The sequence below is a fragment of the Pseudomonas sp. 22515 genome (genome assembly GCF_052044625.1).
Taxonomy (GTDB): domain Bacteria; phylum Pseudomonadota; class Gammaproteobacteria; order Pseudomonadales; family Pseudomonadaceae; genus Aquipseudomonas; species Aquipseudomonas alloputida.
On sequence record NZ_JBQENN010000037.1, the window covers coordinates 16,290 to 39,880 of the forward strand.

Genomic DNA, 23,591 nt, shown 5'->3' on the forward strand with positions numbered 1-23,591 from the left:
TGTCAGTGGGCCGGCGGTGGTTGATCTGGCAGTGTCAGCCAGTCACTGCTGCGCCCTGCCTGGCGAACGCGTATCAGCCACTGGCCGTTTTCGTGGCGCAGCACCGCCCACGGCACCACCCCGGCGTTGCTGGCAACGGCAATCTCCAAGTGGTAATGATCCGGTAGGAGGTGGCGGCGCACAGGCAACTGCCCGTTCTCGAGTGCCAGGTACAGCTGATCGTCAGCCTGAAAAAGCCCTTGTTCGGTGTTTACCGGCAGGCCGGCCACAGGCGCTTGCAGATAGCAGTCCTGCAGTAATTGCGTCAGGTCGGGCAGCCCGTCGTACCAGAGCACCGGTGAGTCGATCACCCACTGCCCGTCGACTTTGCGCTTGAGCGGTTGCTGCAGATAGGCATCTGGCTGGTCAGGGTCAATGGCTCGCCAGCGGTAGCCGTCGAAGCTGACCCGGTAATAGCGGTTGTCGTTGTCCTTGACGAAGTACAGCGATTGCCCACCAAACGCCGAGCTTTGCTCGTAGACACCTTCACCGTAGATACCGTCTATGCGATAGCGCAGGCTGCTGCTGTCCGGTTGTACCTGGAGGCGTGCGGGCAGCGGCAGTGGCGGTGGTTTGGGGATCCCGCGCAGGGATCGGCGTAGCACTCTGGAACCCATGAAACTGGTACCCGCATCGTTGAGGTGGCTAAGCGCCTGATAGGCATGCCGCATCACCCCCTCGACATCCTCTTGCTTGAAGGCCTCGGCGCCGTCCCAGATATCGATTGCCATGCGGCCGATCGACAGCACCAGCAGCGCACGGTTCGGCAACAGCAGGCTGATGAAGTCCAGCAAGCGCCAGCTCAACGCCATGACCGACTCCGCATTCACTTCGCTGGTCGTCATGCTGTCGGCATCGGCCTGGGCGATCAGCGCCCGGGCCTCGGCCATGTAGTAGTCGAAGAAAAGGTCGTCTTTGACCTCGGGCGTGGTCAAATGCGTGCTCAGGCGCCCCTTGTCCAGCAACCGCTGCACCGTGGCGGCAGGCAGCAATGGCAGGTGCTGGGCTACGTATGCTCTCAACGTGGGCTGTTGGCGCAATGTGCGAAGCAGTTCGCGGGTCGTGCGAAAACGGCGCCAGGCCCTGCGGTCTGGGGCATCCGGGGTGTACAGCACGCATGCCGGAGATTTGTAGGGGAGGCTGTTGAGCAGAAGCACGCCCTGCAGGGTATGGCCCATGATGTTCAACTGTCGAACAGTGACCGGGTAGCCGGCTACCGGTGCACGCAAGGCATTGTGTGGTTGGTCCAACACTGCGCGCACCCAGTTGTAGCCATGTTCGAAAGGGTCTTCGCCAAAGTGTCCGGCGTAGCGCGCCTTGACTGCTTCAGCGTGCATGCGTGCACGGTTGACCTTACTGTGCGCAGTCAGGCGCCATTTGCCTGCTCTGGAACTGATGAGTTGGGTGTGCAGGTACTTTGCGTAGCTGTCACCCACGTTCAGTTCCCGGACCATGTGCTTGACATACGGCGGCGTGAGCCCGGCGGGCATGGCTTTACCGTGGGCATGGATCACCCGGGCAGTCAGCCAGTAGTCGGTATCGAACCACGGCAAGTTCTTGAGGGCGATCTCTTCGAGGGTGTTGATTTCCTCGACCATCTCCACCATCTCGTGGCCCACGCGTCGCATGCCTGCATAGGTGACATAGGATGAGAGGGCGAAGGGATGCATGATGGCGCCCGTGCGGCGGGCGCGTACGACCACGATCTTGATCTCGCGAGGATCTGTGTCGTACCCCAGGTCATGGCCCAGGCGCTCGCGAAGGCGTGCGTTGGCCCAGGCCAGCAGGCTATTGCGTTGCTTGAAGTCGTCAAGGCTCAGCACTCCCGGGGCTGCAGCCTGCTCGGCGATTGCCACCAGCGTTTGCATGGCCTGCATCATATGGCTCAGGCCTTGCGCAGATGTATTGCGCAGCCAGTTGGGCAGATTCTTCTCAAGCAATTGAGAGTAGCGTGTTTGCAGGATGGGTTTGGCGCCGACTTCGGGCCATAGCGCCAGGGCTTTATGTATTCGGGTGTGCTGGTCGGGTGAGCCGTTGCTCCACAAGCCGGTGTCACTCAGGCGTTGGCGTTGGGCTTCTATCACGCTGTCGATCTGGGCCTCCAGCAGGCTGTCGGCGTACCAGTCATAGCGCAGGCGCTGTGACCGGCGAGCGCGGTCTGCCTGCGCGTCAGAGTACAGCTGCAGCAGCGGTCTGCTCTGGAGGGGGGCTTCCAGGCGTTCGCAAAGCTCTAAATGCAGTGCGGCAAGGGAGTCGAAGGCCTCTATGCCTTGTGACAGGCTGCACAGCAAAGCAGCGCCTGCGGCATCCTGAGGCGTGAGCATAGGGCCTTCGGCGGTACCGGCAACGATGATCAGTGTGCCTGGCAGGTAGCTTCGCCAGTTGGGCCGTAGGCCTTCCAGCAGAACGCGGTAGACCTGTGGCCTTTTGGCCAGGGGCATATGCCTGCGCTGGGAGGGTAGTGGCTGTTGCAGGCAGGCCCATAGTTGATCGGCTGAGCGGTAGCCCAAGGTCTCGTCGCCCAGGCGCAGTTCAACCTCGGCCAGCATCAGCGCCTTGCGCAGTGCCAGCAGCTTTTGTCTGGGGGTTTCGCCTTGCTCATCGGCCGTGGTCCAGAAGCTGGCCAGTTCGCCGTGCAGCCAGGTGCGCGTGTCGGGGTTGATGGGGTGTTGACGGTCGAGGGTTGGAAGGCCGTCGAGCAAGTCACCGATTTGTCGGTCGATCTGTTCCAGTTGTTCGAGGGGGCGCATGGGGCGGTTCCTTGGTTGAGGAAAACCCCATGCTTGGCAATACCTGCGGTTGCGGGGTGGTAGCGGGCTAGCGCCCCCGACGCCAGAGCAGCCCGCGCAGGCTCAGCAGGGCCGGCAGGCCCAGGCCGGCCCATGCCAGAACGTCCCAGCCACCGTCGCCGAGCAGTGCGGCGAACAGGCCCAGGAAGCCAAGCAGGGCAATCAACGCTGGCCAGGCGAAGAGGCGTGCAGTGGCTTGAGACCTGTGGCTCATGCGCGTGCCTCCCTGGGTTTGCGCTGCTTGCCCCACCACAGGTAGAGGCCGCTGCCGAGCACGATGATTGTCAGCACGTCCAGTAACGCCCAGAGGATCTGCATCGGTCGCCCGCCGTAATCGCCGAAATGCAGTGGCTGCGACAGGCCCATGGCATCCATGTACCAGGGACGGTTGCCGACGGCAGTCACTTCAAGGGTGCGAGCATCGATCAGTACTGGCGTGAACAGGTGCGAACTCAGGTGGGTGGCACCGTTCATGAACACCGCATAGTGGTGCTCGCTGGAGAAACGCGTGCCAGGAAACGCGATGAAGTCCGGGCGCATGCCCGGCGCGGCCTGTTCGGCAATGTCCAGCAGGCGAGTGGCTGGGGCGCGCTCGACGAGCGGCGGGGCGTCGCGGTAGGGGGCAACCATCGCAGCCAGGCTGTCGTTGCGCCAGGCCGCGATGACCAGGTCGGACAGGGCACTGATTACCCCGGTCACGCTCACCGTCAATGCCCAGGCCAGGGTGACCACGCCGATCAGGTTGTGCAGGTCGAGCCAGCGCAGGCGGCGGGACTTCTTGTCGCGTACGGTGCCGAATTCCAGGCGGCGCATGAACGGCGCATAGAGCACGGTGCCGGAGACAATCGCGACAATGAACAATACGCCCATGAAGGCCAGCAGCAGCTTGCCCGGTAGGCCTGCGAACATGTCCACATGCAGGCGCAGCATCACCATCATGAAACCGCCGTTGGCGGCCGGCATGGCCACCGCCTCGCCGGTGCGTGCATCGAGCATGAAGGTGTGCGACAGGTTGGGGTCGGTGCCGGCGGTGGCGGCGGTAATGGCGACTACGCCGTTGGGCTCGTCTTCATCGTAGCCGAAGTACTGCATGACCTCGCCGGGGCGATGTTGTTCGGCCTTGAGCACCAGTTGCTGCAGGTCGAGGTGCGGTGTGCCTGCCGGCATTTCACGCAGTTCAGGGGCGTCGCCTAGCAGGTGTTCGAGTTCGTGGTGGAAGATCAGCGGCAGGCCGGTGACTGCCAGCAACAGCAGGAACAGGGTACAGACCAGGCTGCTCCAGGTGTGGATCAAGGACCAGCGGCGGATGGTGGGGCTCTTCATCACGGTACCGATTGTTGTCGGTTGGAACCCGGGGCCGCAAGGCGGCCCCAGCTTACTCAGAACTTGTAAGTGGCGCTGGCGACAACGCTGCGCTCATCGCCGTAGTAGCAGTAGTACGCGTCACAAGTAGAGAGGTAGTCCTTGTTCAGCAGGTTGGTGGCGGTGACCGCGACCGACGCGCCCTTCAGGCTGCCGTTCAGGCGACCCAGGTCGTAATGCACCGACCCGTCGAAGACGGTGTAGGCCTTGGCCTTGCCCAGGTAGGTATTGCCTTGGTCACCGTAGGTGTTACCGGTATAACGCGCGCCCAGGCCTATGCCGAAGCCGTCGAGTACGCCTGAGTGCCAGGTGTAGTCGCCCCAGATGGACGCTTGCTGGTTAGGCATCAGTTGCAGGCGGTTACCTTTGAAATCGCCATCCTGCACCTCGGACTTGGCCAGGGTGTAGGCGGCAATCACCTTCAGGTTGTCGGTCACATCGGAAACCGCTTCCAGCTCAAGGCCGCGGACTTTCACTTCACCGGTCTGGCTGGTGATGGTCACACCACCGACCGTGTTGGTGACCGAGACGTTTTTCTGAGTCAGGTCGTACACGGCTGCCGACAACAGGGTGTTGGACCCCGGCGGCTGATACTTCACGCCCAGCTCCCACTGTTTGCCTTCGGTGGGCTTGAACGAGTCCGAGGCTGACACACTGGCATTGCTGGAGGGCTGGAACGACTCGGCATAGGACAGGTACGGCACGAAGCCCGAGTCGAACACGTAGCTGATGGCTGCGTTGCCGCTGAACTTCTTGTCCCGCTGGGTATTGGTGGCATCGCCCTGGTTGAAGAACTTGGTGCCGGTGTGCACCCAGTCTTCACGACCGCCCAGGGTCAGGCGCCAGTTACCAAGCGCCATCTGGTCCTGCACATACAGGCCGGTCTGACGGGTTTTCTGGTTGTAGTCGTAAAACGCGGTCGAGCGATCCGGGCGAGTGATCGGCAGCCCGTAGACCGGGTTGTTGACGTTGCTGTCCGGCACGGTGAAGTCGAAGATCGACAGGTAGTTGGTGTTGATGCGCTGGTGGTCCAGGCCGATCAACAGCGTGTGGTTGATGTCCCCGGTAGCGAAGTCCGCCTGGAAGTTGTTGTCCACTGCGAACTGGCTGATGTCTTCATCGGTGTTGGTGGACATGCGGCTGACAGTGCCATCGTCTTTGACCGGGCCGCCGGGCTCGTAGTAACTGCCAGGGGTGATGGTCTGGAACGACAGGTCTGACTTGGTGTAGCGCAGGTTCTGGCGGAACTGCCAGACGTCGTTGATGCGGTGTTCGAAGGCGTAACCCAGCGCGTAGTAAGTACGGTCGTAGAACTCGTAATCCGGGTCACCCAGGTTCTTGTGGTGCGAGATCTTGCCGAACGGCATGTCGATCTTGGTGCCCTGGATGGGCCGGAATTGGCTGGTGGCACCGGTATCGTCACGGGTGAACTGGGTCAGGAAGGTCAGCGTCGTGTCTTCGTCAATGTTCCAGGTCAGGCTTGGGGCAATGTTGTAGCGCTTGTTGTCGATGTGGTCGATCTGGGTGCCACTGTCACGGATAACGCCACTGACGCCATAGAGAAAGCGACCTTCATCGTCGATCTTGCCGGTGCTGGCGAAGTTGATCTGGCGATGGTTGTCGCTGCCGTATTGAAGCTCGATTTCGTGAGCGCTTTCCGCTTGCGGACGGCGGCTGACCATGTCCAGCAGGCCGCCAGGTGGGGTCTGGCCGTAGATCGAAGAGGCCGGGCCGCGCAGCAGGGCGAGGCGGTCGAGGTTCCAGGTTTCGGCTTTCGGGTTGGCATACACCCCGCGTGGCAGCGGCAGCCCATCCAGAAATTGCGTTGGCTCGAAGCCGCGCACGCGCATCCAGTCATACCGCGTATCGCTGCCGAAGCTGGCGGAGACGATACCTGGCATATAGCGCACTGCATCATCCAGGCTGTGTACACCGCGGTCTTTCATTTGCTCGCGGGTGGCCACAGAGATGGAGCGGGGGACCTCCACAAGTGCCGTGTCAGTCTTGGTGCCAGCAGCAGTGCGCTTGGCCACGTAGCCTTCAACCGGGCCCCAGGCGCTTTCGCTGGCGCTGGTGGCATTCACGGTGGTTTCCGGCAAGGCCAGTGTGCCATCCGGCACGGCCACCAGGCTGTAGCTGCCCGCACTGCTCTGCTGCAACTGCAGGCCGGTACCGCTCAGGGCGGCTTGCAGGGCGCCCAGGCCGTCGTATTGGCCACTTACCGGGGTCGAGGTGCGTCCGCTGACCAGTGCCGGGTCGATGGCCAAGGCAATGCCGGCCTGGCTGGCGATCTGGTTGAGGGTGGTGGCCAGTGGCGCGCTGGGCAGGTTGTAGGCGCGCGACATGGATTGCTCGGCGGCGAACAAGGCAGGGCTGGTCAGCGGGGCAGCCAGGCCGATGGCCAGGGCCATCAGGCTGGGGCGCAGAATATGATCAACGGCACGGGGCATGCGGCGGTTCCTCGACGGGTAAGTGCTTGCTGCTTCCTTGCCGAGCGAGATCTGAAAAGTGACAGGGTGAATCTGAAAAATATTGAGAATTATTTAAAAGGGGGTTTGCCAGCACCGGCCTCTTCGCGGGTGAACCCGCTCCTACGACGACCCCGATGTGTGCCCACTAGGAGCGGGTTTACCCGCGAATACGGTGGTGGCGGCAACAGTGAACGGCGGGTGGAAATTGGTCAGCAGGCCAGGCCTATTTGGACGTGACGTTCACCCACCACTGCGTATGCCGCTCGATCTTCACCGGCAACGCCGGCACCAGCGAGGCCAGCGCCAGGTCGGTGTTGGTCAGCGGGAAGCTGCCGGTCACACGCAGGTCGGCGACCTTGGCATCCACCCCGAGGTAGCCGCTGCGGTACTGGCCCAGTGTGGCGAGCAGGTCGCCCAGGCGTACGTTGTCGACCACCAGCATGCCGCGGGTCCAGGCATCGGCACCGGCAGGCACCGTGCCAACCTCGCCGATGCCGTTGGCGTTCATCAACACCTGCTGGCCTTCGCGTAGCACCTGTTCGTCGCCGCTGTTATGCGGCATGGCGGCGACCGAGGCTTGTAGCACTTCCAGGCGCGTACCGTCGGCTTCGCGGCGCACCAGGAAGCGCGTGCCCAGTGGCCGCAAGCGACCGTCCTCAGTGCGTACCAGCAGCGGGCGCGAGTCCTGGTGGCCGGTTTCGACCGAGATTTCGCCTTGGTGCAGCACGATCACCCGTTGCGCGCCGGCGTAGTCGATGTCTACGGCGGTGTGGGTGTTCAGGCTCAGCAGTGTGCCGTCTTCCAGGCGCAAGGTACGCAACTCTCCCGTGGCGGTGCGCTGGTCAGCCAGCCAGTAGCTGGGTGCCAGCGACGGGGCGCCGCCCCATGCCAGCAGCGCGCCGAGCAGAAACGTGCCAGCCAGCCCGCCGCCAACCTTGCCAATGCGTCGCCGCAGGCTGGCGCGTGATTGCAGCAGCGCCTGGCGTGCCGGGCCAGCCGCCGCGCTAACGCGTTGGTCCATGGCGCCGAGCTGGCGCCAGGCACGTGCGTGCTCTTCGCTGGCGGCATGCCAGCGCATGAATTCATTGCGCTCATCAGGCGTGCTGCTGCTGTCGCCGAGGCTGAGTTTCCAGGCAATCGCGGCTTCCAGGACCCGGGACGAAACCGGGACGTTGCTCACGTCGGCTCCCCATACAGGGCTACATAGCACTGGCGCATCCCTTGGGCGATGTACTGGCGCACCCGCGACACCGAAACGCCAAGGCGCTCGGCAATCTCGGCATGGCCCATGCCGTCCAGGCGGCTGTGCAGAAACGCCGCGCGAGCCTTGCTCGACAGCTTGCCGAGCAGGCGGTCGATGGCTTTGAGGTCTTCAAGGATCAGGTGCTGCATTTCTGGCGACGGCTGTTCGGCTTCAGGGATCAATGCCAGCTCGGCCAGGTAGGCTTGTTCCAGCGCGGTGCGACGGAAGTGGTCGAACATCAGCCCCTTGGCCACGGCGGCCAGAAACGCGCGGGGTTCGCGGGGTGTCTCCAGTTGCTCACGACCAAGCAGGCGCACGAAGGTGTCCTGGCTCAGGTCTTCGGCACGTTGGCGGCAGGCCATGCTGCGTTGCAGCCAGGCGAGCAGCCAGCCGCGGTGGTCGCGGTACAGCGCACCGACCAGATCGGCGTGTGGGCTTTGTGCAGAAGACAAGCAGCGTCCCCCTGGAACGAATGCATTAACTAACGATAATTATTCTCGATTGTTGCAGAGGGGAGGGGGTGGGTGCAATGGACGCTTATCGGATTGCCATCATGGGGCTTGGTTTGAGTTATGTGGCGCCGGTGAGATCAAGCTTGCTCGCGATACGCCGCGCGGGCGGCGCTCAATCTCACCGGCGCTGCAAATCCCACGCCTTACAAACCATGACTCTGCATCTTGCGCCGTCGCCACCCGCGCAACCGTTGCTCAAGCTGCAGCGGGCTGTCCAGCTGCTGGCGCCGGGCCTGGCTGAACAGGATCAGCGCCAGTTCTGCAGTCACCTGGGCATCGGCACTGGCATGATGGCGTTCTTCAACCTGCAAGCCAAACCGTGCCACCCAGTCATCCAGCCCGGCCTCGCGCAGTACCGTGTCTGGGTTGAGCATCGGTGCCAGTTCGGCAACGTCTAGGAACATTGACTGCAAGCGATGCCCAAGGGTCTCTTTCAGCGCACGGGCCAGCATGCGCTGGTCGAATGGCGCGTGAAACGCCAGCACCGGGCTGTTGCCAATGAAATCGAGCAAATCCAGCAAGGCCTCGGCCGGGTCGCAACCGGCAGCCAATGCGCTGGGGCCCAAGCCGTGGATCAGTACGCTGGCGTTGGTCTTCTGCAAAGGCCGGTGCAGTGTGCGTTCGAACTGCTGGGCAAAGTCGATGGCACCGTCTTCGATGGCCACCGCCCCAATCGACAGTACCTGATCACGGTTGGGGTTGAGCCCACTGGTTTCCAGGTCCAGCACCACCCAGCGCTGCTCACGCAGGGTACATACCCCCAGCGGCACGGGCTTGGGCAACCGGGCCAGGCGCTGGCGCTTGGCGTGGTCCAGCTCGGGCGCGCTGGGGCGTAGCCAGGCGAACAGGCTCATAGCTGATACCGCAAGGCCAGGCTGCTTTGCAGGCGCTGAGCCTGGCGCAGCGACTCGCGCAGGATGCGCCGGTCCAGGTGGTTGAGGCTGTCCGGGTCGAGCCGGTTGGAGTAAGGCAGGTTGTCGCGAATCTGGCGTTGGTGCTGCTGCATGCGGGTTTGCTGGATGAAGTGGTAGGCCTCTTCATAGGCGGCGCCGTCCAACGGCTCGATCACGCCCTTGGCCACCAGTTGGCGTAGGCGCTCCAGGGTATTGCAGGCTGCTATGCCATTGGCCAGGGCCAGCAAACGGGCACCATCCACGAAGGGCGTCAGGCCCTGGACCTTGAGGTCGAGGGTCGCCGCCTTGTCGTTACCCTGGCGTGTCAGCACGAACTCGCGCAACCGGCCCACCGGCGGGCGTTGGCGCAGGGCGTTGTCAGCCATCATGCGCTGGAAGATGCGGTTGTCGGCTACCTGTGCCAGCAGGCCCTGGCGCAGTTGCTCGCAGCCTTGCTCGTCGCCCCACACCACACGCAGGTCGAAGTAGATGCTCGAGCCCAGCAGGCTCTCCGGGCTGGCTTCGCGGACAAACCCGGCAAAGCGCCGCGCCCACTCGCTGCGCGACAGGCACAGTTCGGGGTTGCCGGCCATGACGTTACCCATGCACAGGGTGAAACCGCACTGGGCCAGGCATTGGTTGATGTATTGCGCCAGCGGCAGCAGGCGAGCGCGGATGGCGTCGGCTTCGGCGCTGTCGACTGCTTCGAAGAGGATGCCGTTGTCCTGGTCGGTGTGCAGGGTTTGCTCACGTCGCCCTTCGCTGCCAAAGCACAGCCAGCTGAACGGCACGCCCGGGTCGCCACGTTCGGCCAGGGCCAGTTCGATGACCCGGCACACGGTATGGTCGTTGAGCAAGGTAATGATCTGGGTGATCTGCGTCGACGATGCGCCATGGGCCAGCATGCGTTCTACAAGCTGGCTGATTTCGCCGCGCAGCGAAACCAGCGTATCCAGGCGTGGCGCATGGCGTATGGTGCGCGCCAGGTGAACCAGATCGACCCGTTGCAGGGAGAACAGGTCGCGCTCGGAAACCACACCGCACAGGCGTCCGTTTTCCACCAGGCAGACATGGGCAATATGCCGCTCGGTCATGGCCATGGCGGCATCGAAGGCGCTGGCCTGGGGTGGGAGGTAGAACGGTTTGGCGGTCATGTGCCGGTCGATGGCGGCGCCCAGGTCGGCATCTACTGTCGCCACCACCTGGCGCAGGTCGCGCAAGGTGAAGATACCGATGGGGTAGCGCTGCGGGTCGACCACCACGATGCTGCCCACCTGTTGCTCGTGCATCAGCCGCACGGCTTCGCGCAGGGGCGTATGGGCGCTGCACACCACCGGGTGACGCATGGCCAGTTCACCCAGGGGGGTGTTCAGCGAGTATTGGGTGCCGAGGGTTTCCACAGCGCGCTGGCGTACTTGCTGATTGACCTGATCAAGCAGGCTGCTGACACCGCGCAGGGCAAAATCCCGAAACACTTCAGACATCGAGAACACGCGGATGAATGCGGCCTTGTTCAGTTGCAGGCAGAAGGTGTCTTCCCCGGCCAGGTGCTCGGTGCGGGTTGCCCGCTCACCCAGCAGGGCTGCCAGCGGGAAGCACTCCCCGCTGGTGATCTCGAACGTGGTTTCGACACCCGGTTTGGCCAGGTGCTGGCGCTCGCCAACCACGCGGCCTTGCTTGACGATGTAGAAGTGCTCGACCGGCCCGTCGGCAGGTTTGACGATGCTTTCACCGCAGGCGTAGAAGCGCAGCTGGCACTGCTCGACCAAGAAGGCCAGGTGGCTGTGCTCCATCTGATTGAACGGCGGAAAGCGCTGCAGGAACTGCAATGTGCCTTGGATGTTTTGCAGTACCGCTGTCTTGCCCGCCTGGCTGTAGGCGTCCTTTTTGCTCATGAAACTGACCGTATCGCTATGCCGAACTATATATATCTATATATAGGTACCGGCCATGTTGTTCTCTGCCTCCATGGTCGGCTTGCGGCGGGGTGGTGCCCATTGGACGTAAGTCTATGAGCGCCCTTGTCAAAGACCCGACGAAAGGCGAAACGGGTTACGCAAGTAATGCGGTCCTAATGCTGAAGCGGAATTATTTTGACGAGACAAGCATGCCCGAGCACACCGACATCCTGAGCGACGCCGAGCGCGAGGCCTTGGCCGTGATAAACCAAAGTGCGCCTGTGGAAGCCAGACCGTTGGTGCTGGTGGTGGATGACAACGCGGTGAACCGCGAGGCGCTGATCCTGTACCTGAAAAGCCGGGGCATTGATGCGGTGGGGGCGGATGGGGCCGAGGAAGCCAGGTTGTACCTGCACTACCAGAAGCGTATCGGGTTGATGATTACCGATTTGCGCATGCAGCCTGAAAGTGGACTGGACTTGATCAGGACAATTCGCGCGTCGGAGCGGGCGGCGTTGTCGATCATTGTGGTGTCGGGTGACACCGATGTGGAAGAAGCAGTGGATGTGATGCACCTGGGGGTGGTGGACTTCCTGCTCAAACCGGTGGATTTGGGCAAGCTGTTGGAGCTGGTGAGGAAAGAACTGAAAATGGGTTGATGCGCCAGGGGGCCGCAAAACGGCACCCTGGCGCAGATGTTACTTACAACCCGTTACGCGCCTTGAACTCGCGGCGACGGCGGTGCAGTACCGGTTCGGTATAACCGTTCGGTTGCTTGCCACCTTCCACCACCAGTTCCACAGCCGCCTGGAACGCCACGTTGTCGTCGAAGTTCGGCGCCATCGGGCGGTACAGGGCGTCGCCAGCGTTCTGCTGATCGACCACCACGGCCATGCGCTTGAGGCTTTCCAGCACCTGCTCCTGGCTGACCACGCCGTGGCGCAGCCAGTTGGCCAGCAGCTGGGCAGAGATGCGCAGGGTGGCACGGTCTTCCATCAGGCCGACGTTGTTGATGTCCGGCACCTTCGAGCAACCTACGCCCTGGTCGATCCAACGCACCACGTAGCCGAGAATGCCCTGGGCGTTGTTGTCCAGCTCGTTGCGGATCTCTTCGGCCGACCAGTTGGTGTCGGCAGCCAGCGGAATGGCCAGAATGTCGTCCACCGACGCCGGGGTACGTGAAGCCAGTTCACGCTGGCGCGCCTGTACGTCCACCTTGTGGTAGTGCAGGGCGTGCAGGGTGGCGGCAGTTGGCGACGGTACCCAGGCGGTGTTGGCACCGGCCAGCGGGTGGGCGATCTTCTGCTCGAGCATGGCGGCCATCAGGTCAGGCATGGCCCACATGCCTTTGCCGATCTGCGCACGGCCTTGCAGGCCGGTGGCCAGGCCAACGTCGACGTTGTTGTTTTCGTAGGCGCCGATCCACTTCTCGTTCTTCATGGCACCTTTGCGCACCACGGCGCCGGCTTCCATCGAGGTGTGGATTTCATCGCCAGTGCGGTCAAGGAAGCCGGTGTTGATGAACGCCACGCGCTCGGCGGCTGCCTTGATGCAGGATTTGAGGTTGACCGTGGTACGGCGTTCCTCGTCCATGATGCCGACCTTGACGGTGTTGCGCGGCATGCCCAGCAGGTCTTCGACCTGGCTGAAGATCTCAGCGGCGAAGGCCACTTCCTCAGGGCCGTGCATCTTCGGCTTGACGATGTACACGCTGCCGCTGCGGGTATTCTTGCGGCTGGTGTTGCCGTTGAGGTTGTGCAGGGCGATCAGGTTGGTGAACAGCCCGTCCTGGATACCTTCGGGGATTTCGTTGCCTTGGGCATCGAGGATCGCCGGGTTGGTCATCAGGTGGCCAACGTTGCGCACGAACAGCAACGAACGACCGTGCAGGGTCACGCTGCCGCCGTTAGGCGCCGCGTACTCGCGGTCCGGGTTCATGGTGCGGGTGAAGGTTTTGCCACCCTTGCTCACGCTTTCGGCCAGGTCGCCTTTCATCAAGCCCAGCCAGTTGCGGTAGACGATGACTTTGTCGTCAGCGTCTACGGCTGCAACCGAGTCTTCGCAGTCCATGATGGTGGTCAGTGCCGACTCCATCAGGATGTCTTTGACGCCAGCGGCGTCGGTGCTGCCGACGGGGGTGCTGGCATCGACCTGGATTTCGAAGTGCAGGCCGTTGTGCTTGAGCAGCACGGCAGTCGGCGCGGCGGCGTCGCCGTGGAAGCCGATCAGTTGCGCATCGTCGCGCAGGCCGCTGTTGCTGCCGCCTTTCAAGGCAACAACCAGCTTGCCGCCTTCGATGCGGTAGCCCGTGGAGTCAACGTGCGAGCCGGCGGCCAGTGGCGCGGCTTCGTCAAGGAAGGCGCGGGCGAAGGCGATGACCTTGTCGCCGCGTACCTTGTTGTAACCCTGGCCTTTTTCGGCGCCGCCTTCATCGCTGATGGCGTCGGTGCCGTAAAGGGCGTCGTACAGCGAACCCCAGCGGGCGTTGGCGGCGTTCAGGGCGAAGCGGGCGTTCATCACCGGAACGACCAGTTGTGGGCCGGCCATGTGGGCGATTTCTTCGTCCACGTTCTGGGTGGTGGCCTGGAAATCGTCGGCTTGTGGCAGCAGGTAGCCGATTTCCTGGAGGAATGCTTTGTAGGCTGCGGCGTCGTGGGCCTGGCCTTTGCGTGCCTGGTGCCAGGCGTCGATCTTGGCTTGCAGCTCGTCGCGCTTGGCGAGCAGGGCTTTGTTCTTTGGAGCGAGGTCATTGATGATCTTCTCTGCACCCGCCCAGAACTGCTCGGCGACGATGCCGGTCCCGGGGATGGCTTCGTTGTTCACGAAGTCGTACAGGACCTTGGCGACCTGAAGGCCACCGACTTGAACGTATCCAGTCATTGCTTGCCTCACTCTGCTCAGCTATTTCGCTCTTCTGTATTAAGCCTGTAGCGCTTCTCTAAACACGGCACCAGTGCATGCCACCGGTTATGCTCGGGGGCGGCTGGGTGCGGCCTACCAGACAGGCTGGTGGGCAGTGTGCGTATTTTCACAGGCGCCTTGGCAGACATCCAAACGACGTTTTGTAGTCCGCGCCACGGGATACTACATGAAGCAGTAGGCGGGGCAAAATCAGACTAAAAGCGCCGTTATGCGACCCGTTGGTCGCGTATGGTCACGCTGGGAGTGGGTATGTTCGCAAAAAACAGGTGGATTGTTCCAGATAAATCTTGAAACAGTACACGATTGGCTGTGCAGATTGCCCTGCGGCAGGTTGCCGCGCCTTGCCTATACTGACTCGATCCCCCGATTTTCTGCCGCCCGGCGCGGTCCGACACGAGGAAGGGCTTGTGGATCATCTTGTACTGACTGTAATTGCCCCTGACAAGGCCGGCCAGGTCGAACGTATTGCCCAGTGCATCGCCGACCACAGTGGTAACTGGCTGGAAAGCCGCATGTCGCGTATGGCCGGGCAGTTTGCTGGCATTCTGCGGGTGGCGGTGCCGGCAGAGAATTACGCCGAGCTTGTGGCCTCGCTGCAGGGGCTGGCCAGGTATGACATTCGCGTGCTGATTGCCGAGAGCGGGATCGAGCCGTCGTGCACCTGGAAGCCAATTGCCATGGAGCTGGTGGGTAACGACCGGCCGGGGATCGTGCGGGACATTACCCGCTTGCTGGCCGAGTTGCAGGTAAACGTCGAGCGGTTTTCCACAGACGTGCAGCCGGCGCCGATGAGCAGTGAGCCGTTGTTCCACGCCGACGCATTGCTGGCGTTGCCGTTGACCTTGCCGCTGGAAGAACTGCAGCAGCGGCTGGAGAGCCTGGCGGATGACTTGATGGTGGAGTTGAAGCTGCGGGCAGAGGATTGATCAGCAATTGCCGGGGCCGCTTTGCGGCCCTATCGCGACACAAGCCCGCTCCCACATGGTCCTGCGTACACCGGACAAATGTGGGGCGGCCTTGTGTTGCGAAGCGGCCATCTGCGGTTATCCCGATATCACGGGGAAGGCCCTGTGGATAACCTGGGGGTGTACCTCTCCAGCCCAGGTATCACGTGCCTTGTACTGTTTTGCTCAAAAAATGCTCAATTATCAGCAGCTTGTGCACAAAGCGCGGGGACGAGGGTGTGGATAACCTATGGAGATGTCTCTGCAGGCCAGGCGCTACATGGCCTGCAGATCTTTGATCGTTTTCTGATCAGCTACGTTTGCGCAAGTTCAGCCATGCATCGACGCTGTAAATCGCCAAACCTGCCCAGATGAACATGAAGGCCGCCAGGGTGCTCGACGACAAATGCTCATCGAACAGCACTACAGCCTGCAACAGCACCAAGGTCGGTGCCAGGTACTGCAGGAAGCCCAGCGTGGTGTACGGCAGGTGCCGTGCGGCGGCGTTGAAGCATACCAGCGGCACCAGCGTCACCGGCCCGGCCGCCATCAGCCACAGCGCCTCGCTGCTGGTATAGAACGCGCCCTGGGCACTCATCGCGGCCGGGTGCAGCAGCAGCCAGCCAAGGGCCAGCGGCACCAGCATCCAGGTTTCCACCACCAGGCCGGGCAGTGCCGCCACCGGCGCCTGCTTACGGATCAGCCCATAGAAGCCGAAGCTCAACGCCAGCACCAGTGACACCCACGGCAGGCTGCCCACTTGCCACACCTGCTGCGCCACACCCACGGCAGCCATGCCCACCGCCAGCCATTGCAGGCGGCGCAGGCGCTCGCCAAGAATCAGCATGCCCAGCAGTACGTTGATCAGTGGGTTGATGTAATAGCCCAGGCTGGCCTCGAGCATACGGCCGTTGTTCACCGACCACACGTAGGTCAGCCAGTTACCGGCGATCAGTGCCCCGCTCAGTGCCAGGATGCCCAGCCGGCGCGGGTTGTTGCGCAGTTCCCGCCACCAGCCGGGGTGTTTCCACACCAGTAGCAGCAGCGAGCCGAACAGTGCTGACCAGAGCACCCGGTGGACAATGATTTCCACCGCCGGGACGCTCTGGATTGCCTTGAAGTAGAGGGGGAAAAGGCCCCAGATGATGTAGGCGCTCAAGCCCAGTATGTACCCGCGACGCGGGTTTGCGGCGTGCATGCAGAATCCTTGCTTAGGTTGCTAAATAAAGCGACGCCTATTGTAGACAGAGGCGGGCGTGCTTCTAGAACAATTTCAGCGGTGCTTCATCCAGCGCCGCCATCTGTTCGCGCAAGGCGAGAATCTGGTCGCCCCAGTAGCGTGGCTGGCCAAACCAAGGGAAGCTGGGCGGGAACGCGGGGTCGTCCCAGCGCCTTGCCAGCCAGGCGCTATAGTGCAGTTGCCGCAGGGCGCGCAGGGGCTCGATCAGGGCCAGTTCGCGCGGGTCGAAGTCGTGGAACTCGTTGTAGCCGTCGATCAGCTCGGCCAGTTGCCCCAGGCGCTCCTCGCGGTTGCCGGCCAGCATCATCCACAGGTCTTGCACCGCTGGGCCCATGCGGCAATCGTCGAGGTCGACCACGTGGTACACCTCGTCACGGTGCATCAGGTTGCCGGGGTGCAGGTCGCCGTGCAGGCGAATGAGCTGGTGTGGTGTGCGAGCGTAGATGTCCTCCACCCGCTTGAGCAGATCGCGGGCCACGGACTCGAACGCCGGCAGCAGTTCACGCGGGACAAAATTACCCTCCAGCAAGGTGTTCAGCGAGGCGTGGCCAAAGTTGTCTACAGCCAGTGCCTCACGGTGCTTGAACGGCTTGCTGGCGCCCACGGCATGCAGGCGGCCAAGTAACTGACCCAGGCGATACAACTGGTCGAGGTTGCCAGGCTCGGGGGCGTGGCCGCCGCGACGGGGGAACAGCGTGAAGCGGAAGCCCTTGTGTTCGAACAAGGTGCGGTCATCGTGCTGCATGGGCGCAACCACTGGGACTTCACAGTCGGCGAGTTCGGCCGTGAAGGCGTGTTCTTCAAGGATGGCTGCATCGCTCCAGCGGCCTGGGCGGTAGAACTTGGCAATCAGCGGCTGCGCGTCTTCGATGCCCACTTGGTACACGCGGTTCTCGTAGCTGTTCAGCGCCAGCACCCGAGCGTCGCTGAGAAAGCCCAGGCTTTCCACTGCGTCCAGGACCAGGTCGGGGGTGAGGGTGTCGAAGGGGTGGGACATGGTGGCTCCGGAGGGTAAGCGGCGTGGGGACATGGTACCGCTTTATACCGGTGCCGGCCCCTTCGCGGGCGTGCCCGCACATTACGGCCCAGATGCATCGGGTGGTGCGGTCCCTGTGGGAGCGGGCAAGCCCGCGAACCGCGCACCGCGCGGCCAGACTATGCGGGAACCCCGATCAACACATAAGACGGGTGAAACTGCACCCGCACCACACTGCCATCCACGACCTGCTGGGCAGCCAACCAGTGCGCATCAGCCATTGCACACAGGGTCTGCCCGTTGCCTAACGCCAGCCTGACTTCACTGGGCCCATCGACCTCTGCCAGCACTTCCTCCACCTTCGTGCAAAGGCAATTGCTCCCCGCTTCGGCCTCTTCCCCCTCCGCCAACAAGCGCACCCATCCGGCCTTGAGCAGCGCCACCACCGTTGTTCCCACTGTCAGCTCCAGGCGCGCAGTGCTGTCGTGGGTGATCAGCGCATCGATCTCCAGCCCGCCGCTCAATGCCAGGCTGACGCGGTCATACCGGCCTTCACGGCGCAGGCCGCTGACCTGGCCCTGCAACTGGTTGCGCGCACTGGTGCGCAGCATCAGGCGCCCGAGCAGGTCGAGGTCGCTGGATTCTTCGGCGGCTTCAAGGATTTGTGCCTGCAGGGCCTGCAGCCGTTGGTACAGGCGCAACACCCGCTCGCCTTCCGGCGACAAGTGCGCACCGCCACCGCCGCGGCCACCGGTGCTGCGCTTGACCAAGGGCTGGCTGGCCAGGTTGTTGAGCTCGTCGATGGCATCCCAGGCCGCCTTGTAGCTGATACCTGCGGCCTTGGCGGCGCGGGTGATCGAGCCTTGTTCGGCAATGTGCTGCAGCAGCGCGATGCGCTGTGGGCGGCGGGCGATGTGCTGGGTGAGAAGGGCGGGTAGGGACATGGGTATTCCGTATACAAGGGTGCTTTACAAAGGGGCAGGTCGCGCCTGGTCATACATACCCCGGTTTGGGCGTACGTGCCAGGCAATACACATCCACCCGCCGCGCACCTGCCTTGCGCAGTGCCTGGGCGATAGCCTGCGCAGTGGCACCGGTGGTCAACACATCATCGACGATGGCGACATGCTTGCCTTCCAGTTTGCCCATGACCGCGAACGCCTGGCGCAAATTGCGCTGCCGTGCCTTGGCGCCCAGATGTTGCTGTGCCGGTGTCTCGCGTGTGCGGACCAGCAAACGCTCGTTGCAGGTTACCCCGACGTGCGACGACAACCACCGCCCAAGCATCCCCGCCTGATTGAACCCCCGCTCGCGTAGTCGACGCCTGGCCAAAGGCACAGGCAACAGCAGGTCAGGGCGAGGCAACCCTTCGGCATAGCGATACAGCAGCCCCTGCCCCAGCAGCTCAGCCATCAGGCGCCCCAAAGGCCATTGGCGATTGTGCTTGAAACGGCTGATCAACGTGTCCACCGGAAAACCGAAATGCCACAGGGCAATGACCTGATCGAAGGCCGGCAAGCAGCGGCCACACGGGGCGCAGGTCAAGCCGGCCATGGGCAAGGGCAGGGCGCAATGCCGGCACTGATCACCCAGCCAGGGCAGCGCCTGTTCGCAGGTGACGCACAACGGGTAAGGCTGCTCGGCAGGCTCATCGCATAACAAGCACTTCTGATTAATAAGTGAGCACTTGTAAACCAGTCGCTTCCAGTGCAGTTGACAGTTCATAGGCCTTCCATGACTATGCGAGCTATCCGTGATGCGCTGGCGGGCTTTCCTGTCCCGGCGCCAGCTACAGCCTAAACAAGGAAACGCCGATGAGCGCCAGCACAACTGCAACAACACGTCACGATTGGGCCCTGGCCGAGGTCAAGGCGCTGTTCCAGCAACCGTTCAATGATTTGCTGTTCCAGGCGCAGACCGTGCACCGCGCGCATTTCGACCCCAACCGCGTGCAGGTTTCGACCTTGCTGTCGATCAAGACCGGCGCCTGCCCGGAAGATTGCAAATATTGTCCGCAGTCCGGCCACTACAACACCGGGCTGGAGAAACAGAAGCTGATGGAAGTGCAGAAGGTGCTGGAAGAAGCTGCCCGCGCCAAAGCCATCGGTTCTACCCGTTTCTGCATGGGGGCGGCGTGGAAGCACCCGTCGGCCAAAGACATGCCCTACGTGCTGGAGATGGTCAAAGGCGTCAAGGCCATGGGCCTGGAAACCTGCATGACCCTCGGCAAACTCGATCAGGAGCAAACCAAGGCCCTGGCCCACGCGGGTCTGGACTACTACAACCATAACCTCGACACCTCACCGGAGTTCTACGGCAGCATCATCACCACACGTACCTACAGCGAGCGCCTGCAGACCCTGGCCTACGTGCGCGATGCCGGGATGAAAATCTGCTCTGGTGGCATTCTGGGCATGGGTGAATCGCTGGATGACCGCGCCGGCCTGCTGATCCAGCTGGCCAACCTGCCGGAACACCCGGAGTCGGTGCCGATCAACATGCTGGTCAAGGTGGCCGGCACGCCGCTGGCTGAGGAAGAGGACGTCGACCCGTTCGACTTTATCCGTATGCTGGCCGTGGCCCGTATCCTCATGCCCAAGTCTCACGTGCGCCTGTCCGCCGGCCGCGAGCAGATGAACGAGCAGATGCAGGCCCTGGCCTTCATGGCGGGCGCCAACTCGATCTTCTACGGCGAAAAGCTGCTGACCACTGCCAACCCCCAGGCCGACAAGGACATGCAGCTGTTCGCACGCCTGGGCATCAAGCCCGAAGCGCGTGAAGAGCACGCCGACGAAGTGCACCAGGCAGCCATCGAGCAAGCGCTGGTCGAGCAGCGCAGCAGCGAGATGTTCTACGACGCCGCGACAGCCTGATATGGCTTTCGACCTGGCAGCGCGCCTGGCCGAACGGCGCGCCGCAGACCTGTATCGGCACCGGCCATTGCTGGAAAGCCCGCAAGGGTCGGAAGTCGTGGTCGACGGCCAGCGGTTGCTGGCCTTCTGCAGCAATGACTACCTGGGCCTGGCCAACCACCCCGAGGTGATCGCCGCCTGGCAGGCCGGCGCCGAGCGCTGGGGTGTGGGGGGTGGTGCCTCGCACCTGGTGGTTGGCCACAGCACTCCGCACCATCAGGTTGAAGAGGCACTGGCTGAACTTACCGGCCGCCCGCGCGCACTGTTGTTCTCCACCGGTTATATGGCCAATCTGGGCGCCATCACGGCGCTGGTGGGGCAGGGCGACACGGTGCTGCAAGACCGCCTCAACCATGCCTCGCTGCTGGATGGCGGGCTGCTCAGTGGTGCCCGCTTCAACCGCTACCTGCATAACGACCCGGCCAGCCTGGCCAGCCGCCTGGACAAGGCAGTCGGCAATACCCTGGTGGTGACCGATGGCGTGTTCAGCATGGACGGTGACCTCGCCAACCTTCCGGCGCTGGCCGATGTCGCCCGTGCCCGCGGAGCCTGGCTGATGGTTGACGATGCCCATGGCCTGGGTACCTTGGGCACACAGGGCGGCGGCATCGTCGAGCACTTTGGCCTGGGCGTGGATGACGTACCGGTGCTGATCGGCACGCTGGGCAAGGCTTGCGGCACTGCGGGCGCCTTTGTTGCTGGCAGCGAAGCGCTGATCGAGGCGCTGGTACAGTTCGCCCGCCCCTACATCTACACCACCAGCCAGCCACCGGCGCTGGCCTGCGCCACACTCAAGAGCCTGGAGCTGCTGCGCCGCGAAACCTGGCGTCGTGAGCACCTGGCAGCCTTGATTCGCCAGTTCCGAGAAGGCGCGCAGCAGATGGGGCTGCAGTTGATGGACAGCCCGACGCCGATCCAGCCCATCGTCATCGGCGACAGTGCGCAGGCGTTGCGCCTGTCACGCCTGCTGCGTGAGCGCGGCTTGCTGGTGACGGCCATCCGCCCACCCACCGTGCCGGCTGGCAGCGCACGCCTGCGGGTAACCCTGAGCGCCGCACACAGCGAGGCGCAGGTGCAGCTATTGTTGAATGCATTGGCCGAGTGTTATCCACAGTTGGAGAACGCCGATGCGTAATCGACTTGTTCTATTGCCCGGCTGGGGCTTGGGAACTGCTGCGCTGGAGCCGCTGGCCGCTAGCCTGCGTGCTCAGGACGCCCGCCTGCAGGTAGAGCTGATGCCCCTGCCAGAACTGGCCCACAGCGATGTGCAGGCCTGGATCGACCATCTGGACCGCAAGCTGCCCAGCAATGTCTGGCTGGGTGGCTGGTCACTGGGTGGCATGTTGGCCAGCGCGCTGGCGCACAAGCGTGGCGACCACTGCTGCGGGCTGCTGACCTTGGCCAGCAACCCCAGCTTCCTGGCCCGGCCAGATTGGCCTCATGGCATGGCCGAAGACACCTTCGGCACCTTCCTCGACGGCTGCCGCAACCATACCCAGGTCACCCTCAAGCGCTTCCGTACCTTGTGCAGTGACGGCGCCCTGCAGCCGCGCACCTTGTTGCGTCAGCTGGGTGTCGGCGTGCCGGATACCGACCCGTTGTACCTGGCCACTGGCCTTGAAGTGCTGGCCAAGCTGGACACCCGTGAAGCCTTGCAGGCCTATGGTGGCCCGCAACTGCACCTGTTCGCCGGCAGCGATGCGCTAGTGCCGGCAGAGGCGGCAAAGGCGTTGAGCGAGCTGTTGCCCGATGTAGAAGTGGGCCTGGTCGAAGACAGTTCCCACGCGTTCCTGCTGGAGTATCCGCAGGAGCTGGCGGCGGGCATCAAGAGTTTTCTGCATGAGAGTGGCGATGACTGACCTTTCCCGTCCGACCCTGCCCGGCGCATTGCCCGACAAGCGTCAGGTGGCGGCCTCGTTCTCCCGCGCCGCGGCCAGTTACGACAGCGTGGCGGCCCTTCAGCGCGCTGTAGGCCTGAGCCTGCTGGAGCAGTTGCCGGCAGGCCTGCAGCCGTCACACTGGCTGGACCTGGGCAGCGGCACCGGCCATTTCAGCCGCATGCTGGCCGAGCGTTTCGCCCAGGCCAGCGGCGTGGCGGTGGATATAGCCGAGGGCATGTTGCTGCATGCCCGTCACGTAAAGGGTGGGGCGCAGTATCATGTGGTTGGCGACGCCGAGCGTTTGCCGCTGCGCGATGGCAGCGTCGACCTGGTGTTTTCCAGCCTGGCGGTGCAGTGGTGCGATCAGTTCGCCTGTGTGCTGGCCGAAGCGCAGCGGGTGCTGCGCCCAGGTGGAGTACTGGCCTTCAGCAGCCTGTGCGTGGGCACCCTCGACGAACTGCGCGCCAGCTGGCAGGCGGTGGATGCCCTGGTGCATGTAAACCGCTTCCGCCGTTTCGAAGACTATCAGCGCCTGTGCGCAGCCAGCGGTTTTGAACAGCTTGAGCTGGAGCGGTGCCCGCATGTGCTGCACTACCCGGATGTGCGCAGCCTGACCCACGAACTGAAGGCGTTGGGGGCGCACAATCTGAACCCTGGGCGACCTTCCGGCCTCACCGGCCGGGCGCGAATGCAGGGCCTGTTGCAGGCCTATGAGGCATTTCGCCAACCCGCGGGGCTGCCAGCCACCTATCAAGTGGTCTATGGTGTGTTGCGCAAGCCACTGGCGTAAGGGGAGCACGATGAGCCAGGCCTTTTTCATTGCGGGTACCGATACCGATGTCGGCAAGACCACCATCGCCGCCGGCCTGTTGCATGCGGCGCGTTTGCAGGGCATGAGCACACTGGGTGCCAAGCCGGTGGCCTCGGGCTGCACCATGACGCCGAAAGGCCTGCGCAATAGCGATGCCCTGGCGCTGATCGACGAAAGCACGGTCAAGCTGCCCTATGAGCAGGTCAATCCGTTTGCCTTCGAGCCTGCTATTGCCCCGCATGTGGCGGCGCGCGAGGCAGGGGTGACGCTGGCTGTGCCAGAACTGCTCGCGGCGATGCGCAATGTGCTGCAACAAAATGCCGACTTCACCCTGATAGAGGGGGCCGGTGGCTGGCGCGTACCGCTGTCGGGCCTGGAGAACCTGTCCGACCTTGCCGTTGCCCTGCGGTTGCCGGTGATTCTGGTGGTAGGCGTGCGGTTGGGTTGCATCAGCCATGCCTTGCTCAGCGCCGAAGCGATCGAGCGTGATGGGCTGCAGTTGGCGGGTTGGGTGGCAAACATCATCGAGCCGCGCACTTCACGCCTGGAAGAGAACCTGGCCAGCCTTGCAGAGCGCTTGCCGGCGCCTTGCCTGGGGCGGGTGCCCAAGCTCAAGCAGGCCAGTGCCGACATGGTGGCTGAGCATCTGCAGCTGGATCTGCTGGATTAGTGTGATGCAGGCCCGGCCTCTTCGCGGGT

20 protein-coding genes are annotated in these 23,591 nt (G+C 63.2%); 7 read left to right on the plus strand and 13 right to left on the minus strand.

Translation table 11 applies throughout. The features are described 5' to 3' along the window. Positions 1-2: 2 nt before the first annotated feature. The 8 genes from ACTJJN_RS24785 to ACTJJN_RS24820 form a co-directional block, all read right to left on the minus strand. Positions 3-2,789 carry a dermonecrotic toxin domain-containing protein gene (locus ACTJJN_RS24785; protein WP_440781695.1) on the minus strand — a complete coding sequence of 929 codons (2,787 nt, stop codon included), beginning with the start codon at positions 2,787-2,789 and terminating at the stop codon, positions 3-5. A 67-nt stretch (positions 2,790-2,856) separates the two neighbouring features. Further along, a complete protein-coding gene (locus ACTJJN_RS24790) occupies positions 2,857-3,042 on the minus strand; it encodes a hypothetical protein (protein ID WP_011953272.1) in 186 nt (61 codons plus the stop codon). After that, positions 3,039-4,151, minus strand: a complete 1,113-nt coding sequence (locus ACTJJN_RS24795; protein ID WP_221100729.1) for a PepSY-associated TM helix domain-containing protein — start codon at positions 4,149-4,151, stop codon at positions 3,039-3,041. Before ACTJJN_RS24795 ends, ACTJJN_RS24790 begins: the two co-directional genes overlap by 4 nt. A gap of 56 nt (positions 4,152-4,207) precedes the next feature. Next, positions 4,208-6,640, minus strand: a complete 2,433-nt coding sequence (locus ACTJJN_RS24800; RefSeq protein ID WP_221100728.1) for a TonB-dependent siderophore receptor — start codon at positions 6,638-6,640, stop codon at positions 4,208-4,210. Positions 6,641-6,884: 244 nt separating this feature from the next. Next, positions 6,885-7,841 (minus strand): FecR domain-containing protein, encoded by a 957-nt coding sequence (locus ACTJJN_RS24805; protein WP_011953274.1) that lies wholly within the window; start codon positions 7,839-7,841, stop codon positions 6,885-6,887. Next, on the minus strand, positions 7,838-8,356 hold the full coding sequence (locus tag ACTJJN_RS24810) for an RNA polymerase sigma factor (RefSeq protein WP_003255629.1): 519 nt from the start codon (positions 8,354-8,356) through the stop codon (positions 7,838-7,840). The genes ACTJJN_RS24805 and ACTJJN_RS24810 overlap by 4 nt, the downstream gene beginning before the upstream one ends. Positions 8,357-8,559: 203 nt before the next feature. Continuing rightward, a complete protein-coding gene (locus ACTJJN_RS24815; protein WP_011953275.1) occupies positions 8,560-9,270 on the minus strand; it encodes a 3'-5' exonuclease in 711 nt (236 codons plus the stop codon). Next, positions 9,267-11,204 carry a putative nucleotidyltransferase substrate binding domain-containing protein gene (locus tag ACTJJN_RS24820; RefSeq protein WP_440781696.1) on the minus strand — a complete coding sequence of 646 codons (1,938 nt, stop codon included), beginning with the start codon at positions 11,202-11,204 and terminating at the stop codon, positions 9,267-9,269. Before ACTJJN_RS24820 ends, ACTJJN_RS24815 begins: the two co-directional genes overlap by 4 nt. 116 nt (positions 11,205-11,320) lie before the next feature. On the opposite strand from ACTJJN_RS24820, the gene ACTJJN_RS24825 reads away from it, so the two are divergent. After that, positions 11,321-11,866, plus strand: coding sequence for a response regulator (locus ACTJJN_RS24825; protein WP_011953277.1), 546 nt, complete (start codon positions 11,321-11,323; stop codon positions 11,864-11,866). Between the two features lie 43 nt (positions 11,867-11,909). Here the strand turns inward: ACTJJN_RS24825 and ACTJJN_RS24830 are convergent, their stop codons facing one another. Further along, complete coding sequence (locus tag ACTJJN_RS24830; RefSeq protein ID WP_003255621.1) at positions 11,910-14,087, minus strand: malate synthase G; 2,178 nt, start codon at positions 14,085-14,087, stop codon at positions 11,910-11,912. Between the two features lie 449 nt (positions 14,088-14,536). Between ACTJJN_RS24830 and ACTJJN_RS24835 the strand changes: the two genes are divergently transcribed. Then, on the plus strand, positions 14,537-15,055 hold the full coding sequence (locus ACTJJN_RS24835; protein ID WP_003255620.1) for a glycine cleavage system protein R: 519 nt from the start codon (positions 14,537-14,539) through the stop codon (positions 15,053-15,055). A gap of 328 nt (positions 15,056-15,383) precedes the next feature. Here ACTJJN_RS24835 and rarD read toward each other — a convergent pair whose 3' ends face one another. The 4 genes from rarD to ACTJJN_RS24855 all read right to left on the minus strand — a co-directional run bounded on the left by rarD (position 15,384) and on the right by ACTJJN_RS24855 (position 19,014). Then, a complete protein-coding gene (gene rarD / locus ACTJJN_RS24840; RefSeq protein ID WP_003255619.1) occupies positions 15,384-16,271 on the minus strand; it encodes an EamA family transporter RarD in 888 nt (295 codons plus the stop codon). Between the two features lie 64 nt (positions 16,272-16,335). Continuing rightward, positions 16,336-17,310 (minus strand): serine/threonine protein kinase, encoded by a 975-nt coding sequence (locus ACTJJN_RS24845; RefSeq protein ID WP_020192753.1) that lies wholly within the window; start codon positions 17,308-17,310, stop codon positions 16,336-16,338. Positions 17,311-17,468: 158 nt separating this feature from the next. Continuing rightward, positions 17,469-18,233, minus strand: coding sequence for a TOBE domain-containing protein (locus ACTJJN_RS24850; RefSeq protein WP_108191830.1), 765 nt, complete (start codon positions 18,231-18,233; stop codon positions 17,469-17,471). 49 nt (positions 18,234-18,282) lie between these two features. Beyond that, the gene (locus ACTJJN_RS24855) at positions 18,283-19,014 is read right to left on the minus strand and encodes a ComF family protein (protein WP_003255613.1); all 732 of its coding nucleotides are present in this window, start codon (positions 19,012-19,014) and stop codon (positions 18,283-18,285) included. Between the two features lie 89 nt (positions 19,015-19,103). On the opposite strand from ACTJJN_RS24855, the gene bioB reads away from it, so the two are divergent. From bioB to bioD, 5 genes are read left to right on the plus strand one after another with little or no spacing between them, the layout of a single operon-like run. After that, positions 19,104-20,162, plus strand: a complete 1,059-nt coding sequence (gene bioB / locus ACTJJN_RS24860) for a biotin synthase BioB (RefSeq protein WP_003255611.1) — start codon at positions 19,104-19,106, stop codon at positions 20,160-20,162. Position 20,163: 1 nt separating this feature from the next. Continuing rightward, a complete protein-coding gene (gene bioF / locus ACTJJN_RS24865; RefSeq protein WP_440781697.1) occupies positions 20,164-21,336 on the plus strand; it encodes an 8-amino-7-oxononanoate synthase in 1,173 nt (390 codons plus the stop codon). Beyond that, positions 21,329-22,060, plus strand: coding sequence for an alpha/beta fold hydrolase (locus tag ACTJJN_RS24870; RefSeq protein WP_003255608.1), 732 nt, complete (start codon positions 21,329-21,331; stop codon positions 22,058-22,060). Before bioF ends, ACTJJN_RS24870 begins: the two co-directional genes overlap by 8 nt. Continuing rightward, positions 22,053-22,871, plus strand: a complete 819-nt coding sequence (bioC, locus tag ACTJJN_RS24875; protein WP_088513527.1) for a malonyl-ACP O-methyltransferase BioC — start codon at positions 22,053-22,055, stop codon at positions 22,869-22,871. The genes ACTJJN_RS24870 and bioC overlap by 8 nt, the downstream gene beginning before the upstream one ends. A gap of 10 nt (positions 22,872-22,881) precedes the next feature. Next, positions 22,882-23,562 (plus strand): dethiobiotin synthase, encoded by a 681-nt coding sequence (gene bioD / locus ACTJJN_RS24880; protein ID WP_003255605.1) that lies wholly within the window; start codon positions 22,882-22,884, stop codon positions 23,560-23,562. The last annotated feature ends 29 nt before the right edge of the window (positions 23,563-23,591 follow it).